Origin of the sequence: Streptomyces sp. T028, from assembly GCF_048159505.1 — a bacterium.
GTDB lineage: Bacteria > Actinomycetota > Actinomycetes > Streptomycetales > Streptomycetaceae > Streptomyces.
This window is the reverse complement of the sequence record NZ_JBLRVZ010000050.1, coordinates 62932-78609: the sequence shown is the minus strand read 5'-3', so window position 1 is coordinate 78609 and position 15678 is coordinate 62932. Positions and strand designations below refer to the sequence as shown.

At 74.0% G+C, this 15678-nt stretch carries 11 protein-coding genes; 8 read left to right on the top strand and 3 right to left on the bottom strand.

Translation table 11 applies throughout. From position 1 onward, the window contains the following. Positions 1–315 precede the first annotated feature (315 nt). Positions 316–1164 (bottom strand): SMP-30/gluconolactonase/LRE family protein, encoded by an 849-nt coding sequence (locus ACLZN2_RS39725; protein WP_416984477.1) that lies wholly within the window; start codon positions 1162–1164, stop codon positions 316–318. After that, entirely contained in the window at positions 1161–1934 is a 774-nt protein-coding gene (locus ACLZN2_RS39720) for an IclR family transcriptional regulator (protein ID WP_416984476.1), read from the bottom strand. Before ACLZN2_RS39720 ends, ACLZN2_RS39725 begins: the two co-directional genes overlap by 4 nt. A 135-nt stretch (positions 1935–2069) precedes the next feature. On the opposite strand from ACLZN2_RS39720, the gene ACLZN2_RS39715 reads away from it, so the two are divergent. Further along, positions 2070–2753 carry a hypothetical protein gene (locus tag ACLZN2_RS39715; RefSeq protein ID WP_416984474.1) on the top strand — a complete coding sequence of 228 codons (684 nt, stop codon included), beginning with the start codon at positions 2070–2072 and terminating at the stop codon, positions 2751–2753. A gap of 69 nt (positions 2754–2822) precedes the next feature. Here the strand turns inward: ACLZN2_RS39715 and ACLZN2_RS39710 are convergent, their stop codons facing one another. Beyond that, positions 2823–3707, bottom strand: a complete 885-nt coding sequence (locus tag ACLZN2_RS39710; protein ID WP_416984473.1) for an ATP-grasp domain-containing protein — start codon at positions 3705–3707, stop codon at positions 2823–2825. A 180-nt stretch (positions 3708–3887) separates the two neighbouring features. Between ACLZN2_RS39710 and ACLZN2_RS39705 the strand changes: the two genes are divergently transcribed. The 7 genes from ACLZN2_RS39705 (at position 3888) to ACLZN2_RS39675 (ending at position 15560) form a co-directional block, all read left to right on the top strand. Next, a complete protein-coding gene (locus tag ACLZN2_RS39705; RefSeq protein WP_416984472.1) occupies positions 3888–4967 on the top strand; it encodes a MerR family transcriptional regulator in 1080 nt (359 codons plus the stop codon). 100 nt (positions 4968–5067) lie between these two features. Then, on the top strand, positions 5068–6525 hold the full coding sequence (locus tag ACLZN2_RS39700) for an acyl-CoA synthetase (RefSeq protein WP_416984470.1): 1458 nt from the start codon (positions 5068–5070) through the stop codon (positions 6523–6525). Continuing rightward, positions 6522–7865 (top strand): carboxyl transferase domain-containing protein, encoded by a 1344-nt coding sequence (locus ACLZN2_RS39695; protein ID WP_416984469.1) that lies wholly within the window; start codon positions 6522–6524, stop codon positions 7863–7865. Before ACLZN2_RS39700 ends, ACLZN2_RS39695 begins: the two co-directional genes overlap by 4 nt. A 113-nt stretch (positions 7866–7978) precedes the next feature. Continuing rightward, positions 7979–8335, top strand: a complete 357-nt coding sequence (locus ACLZN2_RS39690; protein ID WP_416984468.1) for a CU044_2847 family protein — start codon at positions 7979–7981, stop codon at positions 8333–8335. Then, complete coding sequence (locus ACLZN2_RS39685; protein WP_416984467.1) at positions 8332–10047, top strand: trypsin-like peptidase domain-containing protein; 1716 nt, start codon at positions 8332–8334, stop codon at positions 10045–10047. Before ACLZN2_RS39690 ends, ACLZN2_RS39685 begins: the two co-directional genes overlap by 4 nt. Before the next feature lie 64 nt (positions 10048–10111). Continuing rightward, positions 10112–11140: an AAA family ATPase gene (locus tag ACLZN2_RS39680; RefSeq protein WP_416984466.1), complete on the top strand. Its 1029-nt coding sequence runs from the start codon at positions 10112–10114 to the stop codon at positions 11138–11140. Then, positions 11130–15560, top strand: a complete 4431-nt coding sequence (locus tag ACLZN2_RS39675) for an SAV_2336 N-terminal domain-related protein (RefSeq protein ID WP_416984465.1) — start codon at positions 11130–11132, stop codon at positions 15558–15560. The genes ACLZN2_RS39680 and ACLZN2_RS39675 overlap by 11 nt, the downstream gene beginning before the upstream one ends. The last annotated feature ends 118 nt before the right edge of the window (positions 15561–15678 follow it).

Here is a 15678-nt window from a genome sequence, read left to right as displayed (position 1 = left end):
CCGCTTACCCGCGCTCGCGGGGTGCCGCCGCGCCCACCCGTGCCGCCCCAGCGGCACGACTGCCCGCGGCTGCGCAAGTTGAAGGGGCGCGGGGAACTGCGCGACCAGCCCCCCACCGGACCGCAGTCGCACGACCGCCCGCAGCTGAGCGCCCTGAAGGGGCGCGGGGAACTGCGCGATCAGCCCCCGCCGGGCCGCAGTCGCACGACTGCCCGCGGCTGAACGCCCTGAAGGGGCGCGGGGAACTGCGCGATCAGCCCCCGCCGGGCCGCAGTCGCACGACCGCCCGCAGCCGGCGCAGCCGTCCGCGTCTTCTCAGCCCTTGAAGGCCGGCTGGGGTGTGCCCTTGCCCGCGTTCGGGATCACCAGTAGGGAGCCCGCCACCGGGTGGGGGGACGAGAGGCCCACTCGCGCCGTGGTGATGTAGAGGTCCGTCAGGTCGGGGCCTCCGAAGGCGCAGGCCGTCACCCGGGGGGTGGGGAGGGTGATGACGCGGTCGAGTTCACCCGTGGGGGTGTACCGGCGTACCGCTCCGCCGTCCCAGAGGGCGACCCAGACACAGCCGTCCGCGTCGACGGTCAGGCCGTCGGGGAAGCCGGCGCCCTCCTCGATCTCGACGAAGGGGCGGCGGTCGGAGATCCGGCCGTCGGTGAAGGAGAAGACGTCCACCCGGCGGGTCGGCGAGTCGATGTAGTACATGAGCGAGTGGTCCGGGCTCCAGCCCGTGCCGTTGCTCACCGCCACGTCGTCGAGGAACACCTCGGCCGTGCCGTCACCGGTGAAGCGGGACAGCGTGCCGCCGCCGGGCGCCTCGTCGTAACGCATGGTGCCGGCCCAGAGGGAGCCGTCGGGTGCGACGGCGGCGTCGTTGGCGCGGCGGCCCGGGACGGGCTCGTGGTGCAGCCAGCGGAACGCCCCGTCGGCGTCCAGGAGGCCCACGCCGTCGCGGAGGTTCAGGACCAGGCCGCCGCCCGCGCGCGGCTTGGCCGCGCCCACGTGCTGGTCGGTGACCCGGACCGTGCGGCGGCCGGTCGAGGGGTCGTAGGTGTGCAGCCGGGAGCCCAGGATGTCGAGCCAGAGGAGGCGGCCGGTGGCCGGATCCCAGGTGGGGCCCTCGCCGAGCGTGGCCTCGGCCCGTACCGCGACGTCGTACGAGGTGCTCATGCCACGCTCCGGTAGCCGAGGAGCTCGGACAGTTCGGCGGCGCCCTTCGCGGCGAGCTGCTCCAGCTCGGTGCGGCGCTCGTCGCTCCAGCGGATCATCGGGACGGAGATCGACAGGGCCGCGACAACCTGGCCCGTGCGGTCGCGGACCGGGGCCGCCACACAGCTGACGTCGGGGTTCGACTCACGGCTCTCCACCGCGACGCCCCGCTCCCGGATCTCGCTGAGGGCCGCGCGCAGGGCGGTGGGATCGGTGATGCTGTTCGGGGTCATCCGCACGAGCTGGGCGTCCTCGGGGACACGCGAGGTCAGCTCGGCCTCGGAGAGGGACGCCAGCAGCATCTTGCCGACGGAGGTGCAGTGGGCGGGCAGCCGACGGCCGGCGGCCGAGACCATCCGCACCGCGTGCGTGGAGTCGACCTTGGCGATGTAGATGACGTCCGTCCCTTCGAGGATCGCCACGTGGACCGTCTCGTCACACGTCTCGGCGACACTGCGGGCGACCTGCTGACCCTCGGCGGCGAGGTCGAGCTGCTCCGCGTACCGGCTGCCGAGCTGGTACGGGCGGACACCGAGGCGGTACCGTCCGGGCTGTCCGGGCACGGGGACGATGTAGGAGCGCGCGGCGAGCGTGGTCACCAGTTCGTGCACCGTGGTGCGCGGGAGCTGGAGTCTGCGCACGATGTCGGGGGCGGAGAGCGTCCCGTCCCCGTCGAGGAAGAGCTCGAGAATGTCGAGAGCTCGGGTCACGGCTGGTACGAGGCGTCCCACGACCGGCCCCCTCCCTGTTCGTCCCTGGCCTGCGTTCGAAATATCAACAGGCGATCGGCATGGCGAACACAGGCTGTCATATGACGATGCGCTGGGCAATGGTCCTGAATCGCCTCAGTGGGCCAGGATGGGGGCATGCCGACCCCGAAACGTCTCGCCGGCACCTTCAGTGTCGCCGACTTCCAACTCGTGCTGCTGCGCCGTATGGCCGACCACAACCCGGATCTGGTGGATGAGGCCCGCCATGGCCTGGGGGTGTCCCTGGCGCAGATGAGGGAGGCCAACAAGCGCTGGCAGGCCATGGTCCACTCCCCTCACGCACGGGGCGCCCTCTCCCGTTACCGCTCGGTCCTCGGTGAACCCGAGTCGAGGACCGCCCGCCGCGTCGGTGACCTCGACTGCGAGTCCTGGCAGTGGCCGATCCCGCTGTGGCCCGACCTCCGCTTCGAGGTGCTGCTCGCGCCGAACAAGTCGGTCTGGAACGACTGGCTGGTCCGCGCCCCGCAGACGCCGGGCCCCGAGCCGCGGACCCTGGACGACCTGGCCCCCTGGTCCTGCACGGTCGACGAGGTCGCCCGCGCCTTCGCCCCGGCCCGCCCGCTGGAGGGGACCGCCCCCGGCCTCCCCCACAGCTCTAAAAGCGTGGGGGGACCCCCAGGACTGGCGTTCACCGCGCCGGACGCGCTGGGCGTGCCCAGGGAGGTGGTCTCCGAGTTCACCTGGGGCCTGCTCCAGCGCACGACGGTCAGGGACGGGAACGGCCTGCTGCCCGGGCAGTACCCGGACCACCAGCGGTACCCGTACCACCGGCAGTACTAGGACTACCCAGCAGTCTGGGACTACCCAGCGGTACTGGGACTACCAGCAGTACTGGGACTACCAGCAGTACTAGGGCCTGTCCGGCGTCCGGGCCGCGGCGAGGATCCCCGCCACGACCCCGGTCACCGAGCCGGTGTGCAGGGACAGGAACAGGTTCGGTTCGACCAGCTCCAGTTCCATGACCTGGGGCCGCCCGTCGTCGCCGTCCACGAGGTCCACGCGCGCGTACAGCAACTCGGGGGCCTCCGGTACGGCCGCCAGGGCCTGTTCGGCCACGGCCAGCTCGGCGTCCGTCGGCTGCCAGGGCTCCAGGCCCGGGTGGGCCACCTTGCGCTCGTCGTACGGCGTGCCGGGCGCGAGGACGGCTCCCTTGCGGCTGGCGTGCAGCAGACGTCCGCCGAAGAACTGCAGCGCCCGCTCACCGGCCACGTCGATGCCCCGCACATAGGGCTGCACCATCGCGGTGAAACCCTCGGCGTGCATGCGCGCGAGGTGCCGTACGGCGGTGTCGTGCTCGTCAGGCGTGTAGCGGGCGGCGAAGCGGGCGCCGCCGCCGGAGGTCGGCTTCACGACGTACTCGTGGTCGTCGGGCAGGGCGACCGGTTCACCGGGCGCGAGGTAGCGCGTCGGGACGGTCGGCACTCCGGCCGCCGTGAGCGCGCCGAGGTAGCGCTTGTCGCTGTTCCAGCGGATCACTTCGGCCGGGTTGGCCAGCCGGGTGACCGCGCCGGTCTTCTCCGCCCAGGCCAGGAACTCGGCCGCGCGCCAGCTGTAGTCCCAGGTGGAGCGGATGACGGCGAGGTCGTGGCCCGCCCAGTCGGCGTCGGGGTCGTCCCAGACGACGGCCTCCGCGTCCGCCCCGGCCTCCCTCAGCGCCGCCACCAGTGCGGGCAGATCCTGGTCGACGGAGACGTCGGGTCCGGGCCGGCAGGTGACGAGGGCGATACGTGGCACGCCGGACTCCCCCTTGGTACTGATGTCCGATGATCGGTCCCCGGAAGGCTAACAACCGCCGCCGGAACCCTCACAGGCCGCTTGACCTTCCCCTTCGGTGAAGCCACAGCATCGGTGACACGGACAACGCGAACGACGCGAACGACGCGACGAACCACGAGGGAGTGCGGGGGTTTGCCCATGGACCTGCTGACGATCGGCGCCTTCGCGAAGGCGTGCCGGCTGTCGCCCAAGGCGCTGCGGCTCTACGACGAGCTGGAGCTGCTGCGGCCCGCACGGGTCGACCCGGACACCGGTTACCGCTACTACGCGGCGGGCCAGCTGGAACAGGCCCGGCTGGTGGCCTGGCTGCGGCGGCTCGGGATGCCGCTGGCCCGGATACGGGAGGTCCGCGCTCTCGACGACCCGGCGGCGGCCGCGCGGGAGATCCGCGCGTACTGGGCGCGGGTCGAGGCGGAGACGGCCGTACGGCGGGACCTCGCCGCGTTCCTCGTGGATCAGCTGTCGACGCTGTCGACGACACCGAGGAAGGACACCACCATGCTGGAACTGCGTTACTGCGCCCGCTCGGACCGGGGGCTCGTCCGCCCCGAGAACCAGGACACGGCGTACGCGGGCGGACGGCTGCTCGCGGTCGCGGACGGCTGCGGACCGGCGGGGGCGCCCGCGAGCAGCGCGGCCGTGGCGGCGCTGCGGGTGCTGGACACCGAGGAGGTCCCGGCGGGGAACGTGCTGAATCTGCTGGAGGACGCCGTGCGCGGCGCGCACGCCGCGGTGCGGGAGGTCGCGGACGGCTCGGACCAGGTCGGCACGACCCTGACGGCCCTGCTGTGGACGGGCTCCCGGCTCGCCCTGGTCCACATCGGCGACACACGGGCCTATGTGCTGCGCGACGGCGCCCTCTGTGTCATCAGCCACGACCACACGGTCGTGCAGTCGATGATCGACGAGGGCCGGCTGACACCGGAGGAGGCCCTCAGCCACCCGCAGCGCGCCCTGCTGCTGAAGGCCCTGACCGGCGGCGATCTCTCCACCCCCGACCTCCGCCTCCACGACGCCCGCCCCGGCGACCGCTACCTGCTGTGCTCCGACGGCCTGTCGAGTGTCGTCGCGCACGACCGCATCCACGATCTCCTCGCCTCCGCGCCCGTCCCGGACGACGCGGTCCGCGCCCTGGTCGCCGAGGCGAACGCGGCCGGCGGACCGGACAACGTGAGCTGTGTCGTGGCGGACGTGGTGGAGGTGGTGGAGGCGGCCTGACCCGGGGCAGGATCGGTGGCACAAGGCCACGAGTCCAACAGCCTCACCAGTCCGACAGCCTCACCAGTCCGACAGGCCCACAAGTCCAAGGAGCGTCCGCGTGCCCTCTCTCTTCCCGGCTCTCACGGGTGATCCCTCCGAGCGTGTCGCGCTGCGGTTCGGCGAGCGGGCCCTGACGTACGCGGAGCTCGCGGCGGCGGCCGGGGCCGTCGGGGAGCGGGTGCGCGGGGCGGGCAGGGTGGCCGTGTGGGCCACGCCGGCCCTGGAGACCGCCGTGGCGGTGGTGGGTGTCCTGCTCGCCGGATCCGCCGCCGTACCGCTCAATCCGAAGTCGGGGGACAAGGAGCTCGGGCACATCCTCGGCGACAGCGCGCCGGGGCTCGTGCTCGCCGCCCCCGGTGACGAACTGCCCGCCGCTCTGGCCGGGTTGGAGCGAGTCGACGTCGATGTGTCCGCCGTCGGGCCGGTGCCCGTCGGGGAGCCCGTGCACGACGAGGACGACGACGAGAACCCGGCCCTCGTCGTCTACACCTCCGGCACCACCGGCCCCCCGAAGGGCGCGGTCATCCCCCGCCGCGCCGTCGCCGCCACCCTGGACGCCCTCGCCGACGCCTGGCGGTGGACGGGACAGGACGTGCTGGTGCACGGGCTGCCCCTGTTCCATGTGCACGGTCTGGTGCTGGGCGTGCTCGGGCCGCTGCGGCGGGGCGGGTCCGTACGGCATCTGGGGCGGTTCTCCCCGGAGGGCGTGGCCCGGGAGCTGAACGGCGGCGCGACCATGCTGTTCGGGGTGCCGACGATGTACCACCGGATCGCCGAGGCGCTCCCGGAGGACCCCGAGCTGGTCAAGGCGCTGTCGGGGGCGCGGCTGCTGGTGTCGGGGTCGGCCGCGCTGCCCGTGCACGACCACGAGCGGATCGCGGCGGCGACCGGGCGGCGGGTGATCGAGCGGTACGGCATGACGGAGACCCTGATGAACACGGCCGTGCGGGCCGACGGGGAGGCGCGGGCGGGGACCGTGGGGGTGCCGCTGCCGGGGGTGGAGCTGCGGCTCGTCGACGAGGGCGGGGCGGCCGTCGCGGCGTACGACGGGGAGACCGTCGGCGAGATCCAGGTGCGCGGGCCGAACCTGTTCACCGAGTACCTCAACCGGCCCGACGCGACCGCCGCCGCGTTCACCGCCGACGGCTGGTTCCGCACGGGTGACGTGGCCGTGCTCGACCCGGACGGCTATGTGCGGATCGTCGGGCGCAAGGCCACCGATCTCATCAAGAGCGGCGGGTACAAGATCGGGGCCGGTGAGATCGAGAACGCGCTGCTGGAGCATCCGGGGGTGCGCGAGGCGGCCGTGACCGGGGCGCCGGACGCGGATCTCGGGGAGCGGATCGTCGCCTGGATCGTCCCGGTGGATCCGCAGGCGCCGCCGGGGAGTGCCGAGTTGGCCGACCATGTGGCCCGGCGGCTCGCGCCGCACAAGCGGCCCCGCGAGGTCCGGTACCTGGACGCGCTGCCGCGCAACGACATGGGGAAGATCATGAAGCGGGCGCTGTCGTCATGACGGAACGCACGAGCGCCCGTGAGGTCGTCGCCCTCGTCGCCGATCACCTCACCTTCACCGAACTCCCTTACCCGTCCCGGGACTTCGTCCCCGACGGGCCGCTGGCCTGGCCCGGTTACGACCTCTCGCGCGCCCGTGCCGCCGAGCGCACCGGTGAGACCGAGTCCGTCGTCTGCGGCACCGCGAGCGTCGAGGGCACCCAAGTGGTGCTGATCGCCTTCGAGTTCGGGTTCCTGGGCGGCTCGCTGGGTGAGCGCACCGGCGACCGGCTGGAGGCGGCGTACCGCTACGCCCGTGAACACCGGCTGCCCGTCGTGCCGTTGGTCGCCACCGGTGGCAGCCGGATGCAGGAGGGCATGCTCGCCCTCACCCAACTCCAGCGTGTGGCCCGGCAGTCGGCGCTGACCAGGGAGGCGGGGCTGGCGCAGATCGCGGTGCTGCGGGACCCGACGACGGGCGGGGGCTGGGCCACGCTCGGCGCCGGTGCCGATGTCGTCCTCGCGCTGCCCGGCGCCCAGGTCGGGTTCGCCGGGTCCCGGGTGCGGCCCGCGGACGCCGATCCCGCCGCGTACACGGCCGAGGCGCAGGTCGCGGCGGGGGCGGCGGACGCCGTCGTACCGGAAGGGGAGCTGCGGGAGACGCTCGGGCGGTGGCTGCGGCTGCTGACCGGGGCGTCGGGCGAGCCCGCCCCGGTGCCGGCGCCCCTCGGCGCACGGGACCTGCCCGCCTCCGGCTGGGAGGCCGTACGCCGGGCCCGCTCGCCGCAACGTCCCCGCGCGGCACAGTACTTGGACGCGTATTTCACCCACCGCGTCGCGATCTCCGGCGACCGCTGCGGCGGCGTCGACCCCGACGGGATGCTGTGCGGGTTCGGGGAGCGCGGCGGCCGTACGGTCGCGTACGCCGCGCAGACCGGGGCGGCCACCCGGCCCGCCGGGTACCGTACGGCGACCCGGCTGATCCGGCTCGCGGACCGGCTCGGCGTCCCGGTGCTGACCCTGGTGGACACCCCGGGCGCGGCCAACGACGCCGAGGCGGAGCGGCAGGGAGCGGGCGCGGCGATCGCCGAGCTGTTCGGCGTGCTCGCCACCGTACGGACCCCGGTCACCACGCTGGTGATCGGTGAGGGCGGCTCCGGCGGGGCGCTCGCGCTGGCCGCGCCGGGCCGCACCTGGGCGGCCCCGGACAGCTACTTCTCCGTCATCGCGCCCGAACTGGCCGCCGCGATCCTCAAACGGCCACCGGAGGAGGCGGAGGCGACGGCCAACCAACTCCGGATCCGCCCCCAGGACTTGACGGAACTGGGGGTGATCCGGTCGGAGGAGTGGCAGGCGCCGTGAAAGCAGTGAAAACCGAGGGAGGAACAGGACAACCGCGCGCACCGTCCGTAACAATGAGGATGCACAGAGCCGCAGAGGCTGCGGGAGCCGAGGGAAGGGGCTACGGGGGCGCCGTGGAAGGACTCGTGGAGTTCAGGACCGACGACGGGGCCGTGGTCTCCGTCGAGGCGGCCGCCGACCGGCGGCCCGGGTCACGGCTGGTGGCGCGCGGCGACGGTACGGTCCAGGCGGCCCGTACCTTCGAGGACGCGCTGGAGGGGGTGCGCGCGGCGGCGGAGTCCGCGTTGCGGGTGTTCCGGGACGGTTCGTTACGGCCGGACGGGGTGGAGATCGAGTTCGGGGTGAAGCTCTCGGCGGAGACCGGCGCGATCATCGCCAAGGGCACGGCGGAGGGCCACCTCGTGGTGAAGCTGACCTGGACCCCCTCGCCGGCGGCGGGGCCGGAGCCGGAGCCCGTCGCCGCCTCATGAACAGCGCCGAGTGGCACGCCCGGGTCGAGACCGGCGGCCAGGTCGCCGGGGCAGGCTTCCTGGTCACCCCGCGCACGGTGCTGACCTGCGCCCATGTGGTGGGCCAGGGCGGCGCGGCGGACGAGCTGACCGTGACGTTCACCGAGCGGCCCGGCTGCCCCGCCGTACCGGCCCGGGTGATCGCCGACGGCGGCTGGGGCGGCGGCCCGACCGACCTCGGTGACCTCGCCGTACTGGAGCTGGCGTACGAGGTGCCGATCGCGCCGGCCGCGCTCGCCCCCGTCGAAGCGGCGCACGGAGAGCGCGCCGACCGGCCCCGCAAGCTCGTCGTGTACGGCTTCCCCGTCGGCTTCGACGAGGGCACGCTCGCCGAATACCGCATCACCGCCGCCCAGTTGCTCAACCGGGAGTGGATGCAGCTGGAGGCCTGGCAGCCCGGCGGGCAGCCACTCGCGCCCGGGTTCAGCGGCGCGGCGGTCACTCTCGTGGACACCGGCGAGGTCGTCGGCATGGTCACCGCGGCGGCCGGCGCGCAGGGGGTGCACAACGGGCGGATGATGCCCACCGAGGTCATGGCCCGCTACTGGCCCGGCCTGGAGGGCCTGGTGCCCACCTCCGACCACGGGGCGGCCGACCGGGCCCGGCTGCGGGGCCTGGTCGAGCGGGCCGTCCGCGCGGGCCTCGACTGCGATCCCGTACGGCTCGTCCGGCTCTACGAGGCCGCCCGGGGGCAGCTGGACCCGGACGCGCCGCAGGAGGGGTTCGACTCGTTGTGGTCGGCGGCCCTGTTCGTGCTGTGCGAGATCGACGGCGCCGACGCGGCCGCCACCGTCGCCCGCTTCACCGCCGAGGTGGAGGCCCTGTTCCGGGCCCCCGCCGAGCCGGCCGCCGCGCCCGACTGGTCGCCGATCCTCGTCGACCTGCGGCACAGCGGCGCCGGGGACGGACATGTGCGCGTGGAGGTGTCGGCGTACAGCGGGGGCCGCCGGCATCCGGTCGGCTCGGAGACCGTGCCGCAGGCCAGGGTGCGGGCCTATGTGCAGGACCGGATCGAGGCCGCGTTCCGGTATCTGACGCCCGGCTGCGACGAGTTGATCGCGTTCGCGCTGCCCCGGGACTGGATCGACCTGCCGGTGGACCGCTGGGCGAGCGCGCCCGACGACGAGACCCCGCTGGGGTCCGTGTACCCGCTGGTCGTCACCGACCAGGCACGGCTGCGGCCCGGCACCCGGCATCAGCTGACCCGCGCCTGGAAGCGGCTCGACACCCTGCCGGGGGCGCGCGTGCACCGCGTGGAGTGCGGCAGCACCGAGGAACCCGCCCGGCTGCGGCTACAGCTGCGCAAGCCCGACGCCTGCCTCGCCGGTTTCGCGACCGCCCCGGCCGCCTCGCGCACCCGCCCCCACTTCGACACCTCGCTCACCGCGCCCGCCCCGGTGGTCATCTGGTCGCGCGGCGGCTGCGCGGGCGGCCCCGAGGGCTGTACGGGCGGAGACGGCTGTACCGGCAAGTCCTTCCTGGACGAGCTGGACGCCTGTGTGTCCGGGGTGCCGCCCGCCGAACTCCCGCGTGAGGTGCTGGCGTTGCGCGAGGAGGCGGACGCGGAGGAGGGCCACTGGGCGCGGGACATCCAGCTGCTGTGGGACGACCCGCGCGTCTTCACCGACCCGCACGGCGACGCCCCCGCCCTCCCCCGCTCCCCCGTCTCCTGAGCCGCCCCACCACCACGGTTTCGTCCGCCAAGTCCCGCCGAGTCCCGCAGAGTTTCGGAGAACCATGCCCCACTGGACCGTCTACACCGGGAACAGCGAGCCTCACGACGGCATCGACCGGCTGCCGGCGCCGCCGCCCTGGCGGGCGTTCGACGGCGAGCCCGTGCTCCCGTCGCCGCGCGACGGCGAGGACGAGGCCGCCGTCTCCCCCGACCGGGTCCACCGCGCCCGTACCTATGTCGCCACCCCGGAGAGCGTCCAGCTCGTCAACGCGGCCCTCGTGCTGCGCCGCCCGCTGCTGGTCACCGGCCCGCCCGGCACCGGCAAGTCCTCCCTGGCCTACGCGGTCGCCCGGGAACTGGGCCTCGGTCCCGTGCTGCGCTGGAACATCACCAGCCGCTCCACCCTGGCCGACGGTCTCTACCAGTACGACCCGCTGTCCCGGCTGTACGCGGCCCGGCAGGCGGCGTCCCGCGCCCCGCAGGCCATGCCCGGCGGCGGCGTCGAGGACCACCTGCGGCTCGGCCCCCTCGGCACCGCCCTGCTGCCGTACGCCCGTCCCCGCGCCCTTCTGGTCGACGAGGTCGACAAGAGCGACCTCGATCTGCCGAACGACCTGCTGAATGTCCTGGAGGAGGGCCAGTACGAGATCCCCGAACTGATGCGTGCCGCCCGCCACTCCAGCGGGGGCGTCACCGCCGAGGTCCTCGCCGACGGCACGGACGCGCCGGTCACCGTCACCCGGGGCCGGATCCGCTGCCGGGCCTTCCCGTTCGTGGTCCTCACCAGCAACGGCGAGCGCGAGTTCCCGCCGGCCTTCCTGCGCCGCTGTGTCCGGCTGAAGCTGCGCCGCCCGGGCCGCGAGCAGCTCACCGAGATCGTCCGCGCCCATCTCGACACCCCGCCCGGCGAGGCGGAGCACCTCATCAACCGGTTCCTGACCCGCGCGGCCGACGGCGAACTCGCCACCGACCAGTTGCTGAACGCCCTCTATCTCACCGGGGTCGCGGGCCTGGACGCCGACTCGCGCGACGCGCTGGCGGAGCAGCTGATGCCGTATCTCGGCGGCACGGCGGACGGCGATGGATTCTGACGAGACGGTGTCCGGCGGCGACACCTCCGCACTCGCCCGGCTGACCGCCCTGCTGACATCCGCCTCGGACACGCCGCCGACGGCCCGGGAGCTGGCTGAACTGCTATGGCTGGCAAGGGAGTTGGAGGGCGGAAGGCTCTCGGCGAGGACGGCCGGAGGAAGCACGGCGGAACGCACGCCGGAGCCGACCGAGGCGACCGAGGCGACCGAGGCCGCTGAAGTGGCGCCGCCCGCCGCCCCGGAGGCGTCCCCGACACCTCCGATCCCGCCCACGCTCCCCACCGACGACCGCGTCCCCCTCCACCTCCCGACGCCACGTCAGCCGATGTCCACCGGAACGGCCGACACCACCCCCCTCCTCGCCCCCGCACCCCCGATGCTCCCCCACCCCCTGGCCCTCCAGCGCGCCCTGCGCCCGCTGAAGCGGACCGTGCCGGCGGCCCGCGCCCGGCTGCTCGACGAGCGGGCGACGGCGGACCGCATCGCACGGCTCGGCGCGCACCCCGACAGCTGGCTGCCCGTGCTGCGCCCCGCCCGGGACCGCTGGCTGCGTCTGAACCTGGTCCACGACACCGGCCCGACCATGCCGGTCTGGCGCCCCCTGGTCCGCGAACTGCACACCGTGCTGGCCCAGTCGGGTGTGTTCCGCACGGTCACCCTGCACCCGGCCGGCCCCGACGGGGGCGCCCGGTACGTGCCCGACCCGGGGGACGGCCGGACGGTCACCCTGGTCGTCAGTGACTGCATGGGCCCGCAGTGGCGCCCCGGCCCGGCGGGCGAGCGCTGGTACCGCGCCCTGCGGCACTGGGCGTCCCGGATGCCGCTGGCCGTCGTACAGCCGCTGCCGGAGCACCTGTGGCCGACGACCGCCCTCCCGGTCGAACCGGGTGTCCTGTCCTCCCCCTCCGCGGCGGCCCCGCTCACGGCACTCGCGTTCACCCCGTACGCCTCGGAGGCCGCGCCCCCTGCCCCTTCCTCGTTCCCCCTCCCCGTGCTCGAACCGGGCGCGCCGTGGCTGGCCAACTGGGCGGCGCTGGTGGCGTCCCCCGGCGGTGCCCGCACCCCCGGAGCGGCGGCCTGGCTGCCGCCGGCACCACCGCCCACCGCCCCGGCCCCCTCCCCCACGGACCTCCCCGCCCAGGACCTGGTCCTCCGCTTCCGCGCCACCGCCTCCCCCGAGGCCTTCCGCCTGGCCGGTCACCTGGCCCTGGCCGTCCCGTCCGTGCCGGTCATGCGCCTGGTCCAACGCGCCGTCGACCGCGACCCGCGCCCCCAGCACCTCGCCGAGGTGATCCTCAGCGGCATGCTCACCGCCGCCCCCGGCCCACCCGGCTCCTACGACTTCCGCCCCGGCGTACGCGACCTCCTCCTGCGCACGCTCCCCCGTTCGACCCGCGGCCGCACCCGCGAACTCCTCGCCCGAATCGGCGGATTGATCGACGAACGGGCGGGCCTGACAGCAGGCGAGTTCCACGCGGAGACCTCCGGGAGCGACGGAAACAGCGACGGCCCGGCGTTCGCGACGGTGAGCCCGGAGACGGTGCTGCGGCTGGGCGGGGCCGGAATCACGAGGGAGCAGCCGGGTGAGCAGCGGGGACCGTCCGGCGCGAGCGGCTACGAGACCGCGCGGGCGTACGCGACCGAGGATCTCCGCGACCGGCTCTCGGGACAACTGATCGGCGGCCGCTACCGCTTGCTGCGACGACGCGGGCCCGGGCGGCGGATGTGGCAGGCGGTGGACACCCGGACCGAGGCGCCCGTGGTCGTCCACCTGTACCCACAGGAGCCCGCCCCGCAGACGCAGTTCCGGCAGGAGGCGGAGCTTCTGTGCCGGATCGACAGTCCGCATGTCGCGCGGATCAGGGACTTCGGGGTGGAGTACGACATCCCTTACCTCGTGGCGGAGTTCATGGAGGGAGTGACCCTGTCGGAGCTGGTCGGCGGGAGCGGCCCGGGGGTGTCCTTCGAGGTCTTCGCCCGGCTGGTGTGCGACGGAACCGCCGGTCTGCGCGAACTGCACGACCGGGGCCTGGTACGGGGGCAGGCGGGCCCGGACGGTCTGTTGCTCCGCCCGGACGGCACCCTGGTGATCAGTCGGTTCGCGCTGGGCAGGGAACGTCTGAACCGGAACGCGGCTTCGGACATCGCCCTGTTCAACCTGCTGCTCCAGGATGTGGCCCCGCACGTTCCGGCTCCGCAACGCTTCCGTCCGCTGCTGCACCAGATCGAGCAGGGATCGGTGCCGTCCTCGGCACCAACCCAGCTCGCCGAGGCCCGGGAGGCCGAGCCGCTGCGGATCCGCATGCTGGGCCCGCTGCGGATCAGCCGTTCCTCGGAGCCATTGGGCCTTCCCACCCCGTACACCCAAGCCCTGCTGTGCATGCTGGTGCTCAGCGGCGGGCGCCGTATGAACTATGAGGAACTCGCGGCGGGTCTGTGGCAACAGCCGCCCGCCGAGCGGGAGTACAGGCACACTCTCGACCTCCTCGCCGCTGAGCTACGCCGCATTCTGGGCCCGGGCACCTTGGCCCTGATCACCGACGGCTACGCCCTGTACCTGGCAGGCGCCTACGTCGACGCGTTCACCTGCGAGGAGGTTCTGGCCCACCGCCCCCGCACGCAGAGCACCGGCCAACGCCGCGCCCTCCTCCAGGAGACCCTCGCCCTCTTCCACGGCGACCCCCTCGAAGGCGTCCCCGGTCCCGCCGCCGAAGCCGCCCGCACGCGCTTCCACTCCCTTCGCCGGGACCTCACCGCCGCCCTGGAGGAGGCCTCGCCCCCTCCCCTCCGCTTCGAGACCGACACCGACCTCTCCGCGCACCCCGAAAGCCGTATCACCCTCGAGTACGCGGTGCATCAGGTGCTCGCCCGGGGTGCGCTGAGCCCGCAGCATTACGAGGTGCAGGTCCGGCCGAACGGGTACTCCGTGCGGGTCCTGTACGGGATCGATCTGCTGCCCGTCCTGGTGGCGGCCCTGCGGTGGTTGCCGGATCACTGGGCCACGCTCGGCGAACCGCCGCGGCTGCTGGTGACGTTCGGGATTCCGGCGCGGCGGAGTGTGAGGTCCGAGGGCCGGATGCTGATCGTCGTCTCCCCGGACCTCTACGGGAGCTTCATCGGGAGCTCCGCCGCCTCCGGGCCGTACCGTTTCCATCCGTTGTACGGGGACTCGGGGGCGCCCAACGCCTGGTATCACCCGGGCGGCGGGCAGCGGGAGCTGGTGAAGGGGCCCGGTGTCGTCGCCGATCTCGGGCGGCTCGGGATTCCCGCGCCGGGGCGCACCGCCGTCGTGCACACCGGTCCCGAGGGGCCGCTCACCCCGCTGAACCCGGCCGACCCGCACGGCGGCGGCACGCCCCGGCCGGTGACGTACTACGAGGTGGACCTCACCCCGCACCACGCCGTCCACCAGGTCTCCCTGCCCAGCTCCGGCAAGGGCGACTTCACCGCCGCCGTGGAGCTGTCGTGGCGGGTCGCCGATCCGGTGGCGTTCGTGCGGGCGGAGGTCACCGGGGTGGCGGAGCGGCTGCTGGAGCACTTCCGGGAAGCGGCACCCCGGATCACCCGCCATCACTCCGTACGGCGGCCCGCGGGCGCGCAGCGGGCCGTCAACTCGCAGCTGGGGCGGTGGCCCGTGCCGGGGCTGAACGTCACGTGCACGGTCACTCTCGCGCCCGACTACGCCCCGCCGCCGGAGATCCCCCCCTCGTCCACCACCGCCCGCCCCCTCTCCGAGCTGCTCGGGGACGCCGAGACCGTCCTGTTCGGCTTCGACGGGCCGCTGGTGCGGCTGTTCACGGCGACGAGCGCCCGCGCGGCCGCTCTGGAGCTGCTGCGGGTGGTGGCGGAACACCGCGATCCCGAGGACGCGTCGCGCGGGCGGGCGGCCGGAGAGGCGGGGGCGGCCCGGGAGCTGTTCGTGCATCCGCTGGACGTCCTGCGGGCCTTCGCTCACCACCGGCTCGGGCCGCTCATGCGGGAACGGCTGGACCAGCTGGAGCTCAGGACCGTACCGGACGCGCCGACGACCCATCACTCCCTGGCCCTGGTGCGCGCCCTGCACTCCGCCGGGCGCCGGGTGGGGGTCGCCACGGACGTCTGCGAGCAGGCTGTCCGGCGGCATCTGGAATCGCTGCGGCTGCCGTTGCTCGCGGGCGTGCACGGCCGCGCCGACGACCTAGGCCGGCTCATGCCGCACCCGGACTGTCTGCTGCGCGCCCTGCGCCCACAGGGCACCCCGGCCCGCACCGGCGTCCTGATCGGCTCCACGCTCGCCGAGCTGACCGCCGCCCAGCAGGTGGGCCTGCGGTTCATCGGCCTCGCCCGCAATCCCACGGTCGAGCAGAGGCTGCGCGAGGCGGGCTGCGAGGTCACGGTGCCCTCGCTGACCCCCGTACTGGAGGCGGCCCGGTCGCTGTAGCACCCCATGAGTGAGAGGTGAGTCACATGTCCACCCGGTGATGTCACACTCCGGGCGCCCGGCGCCCTCTCGGTTCGGAAAGCATCCGCGACGGAAGCGTCCACTACGGGAGGCCCAC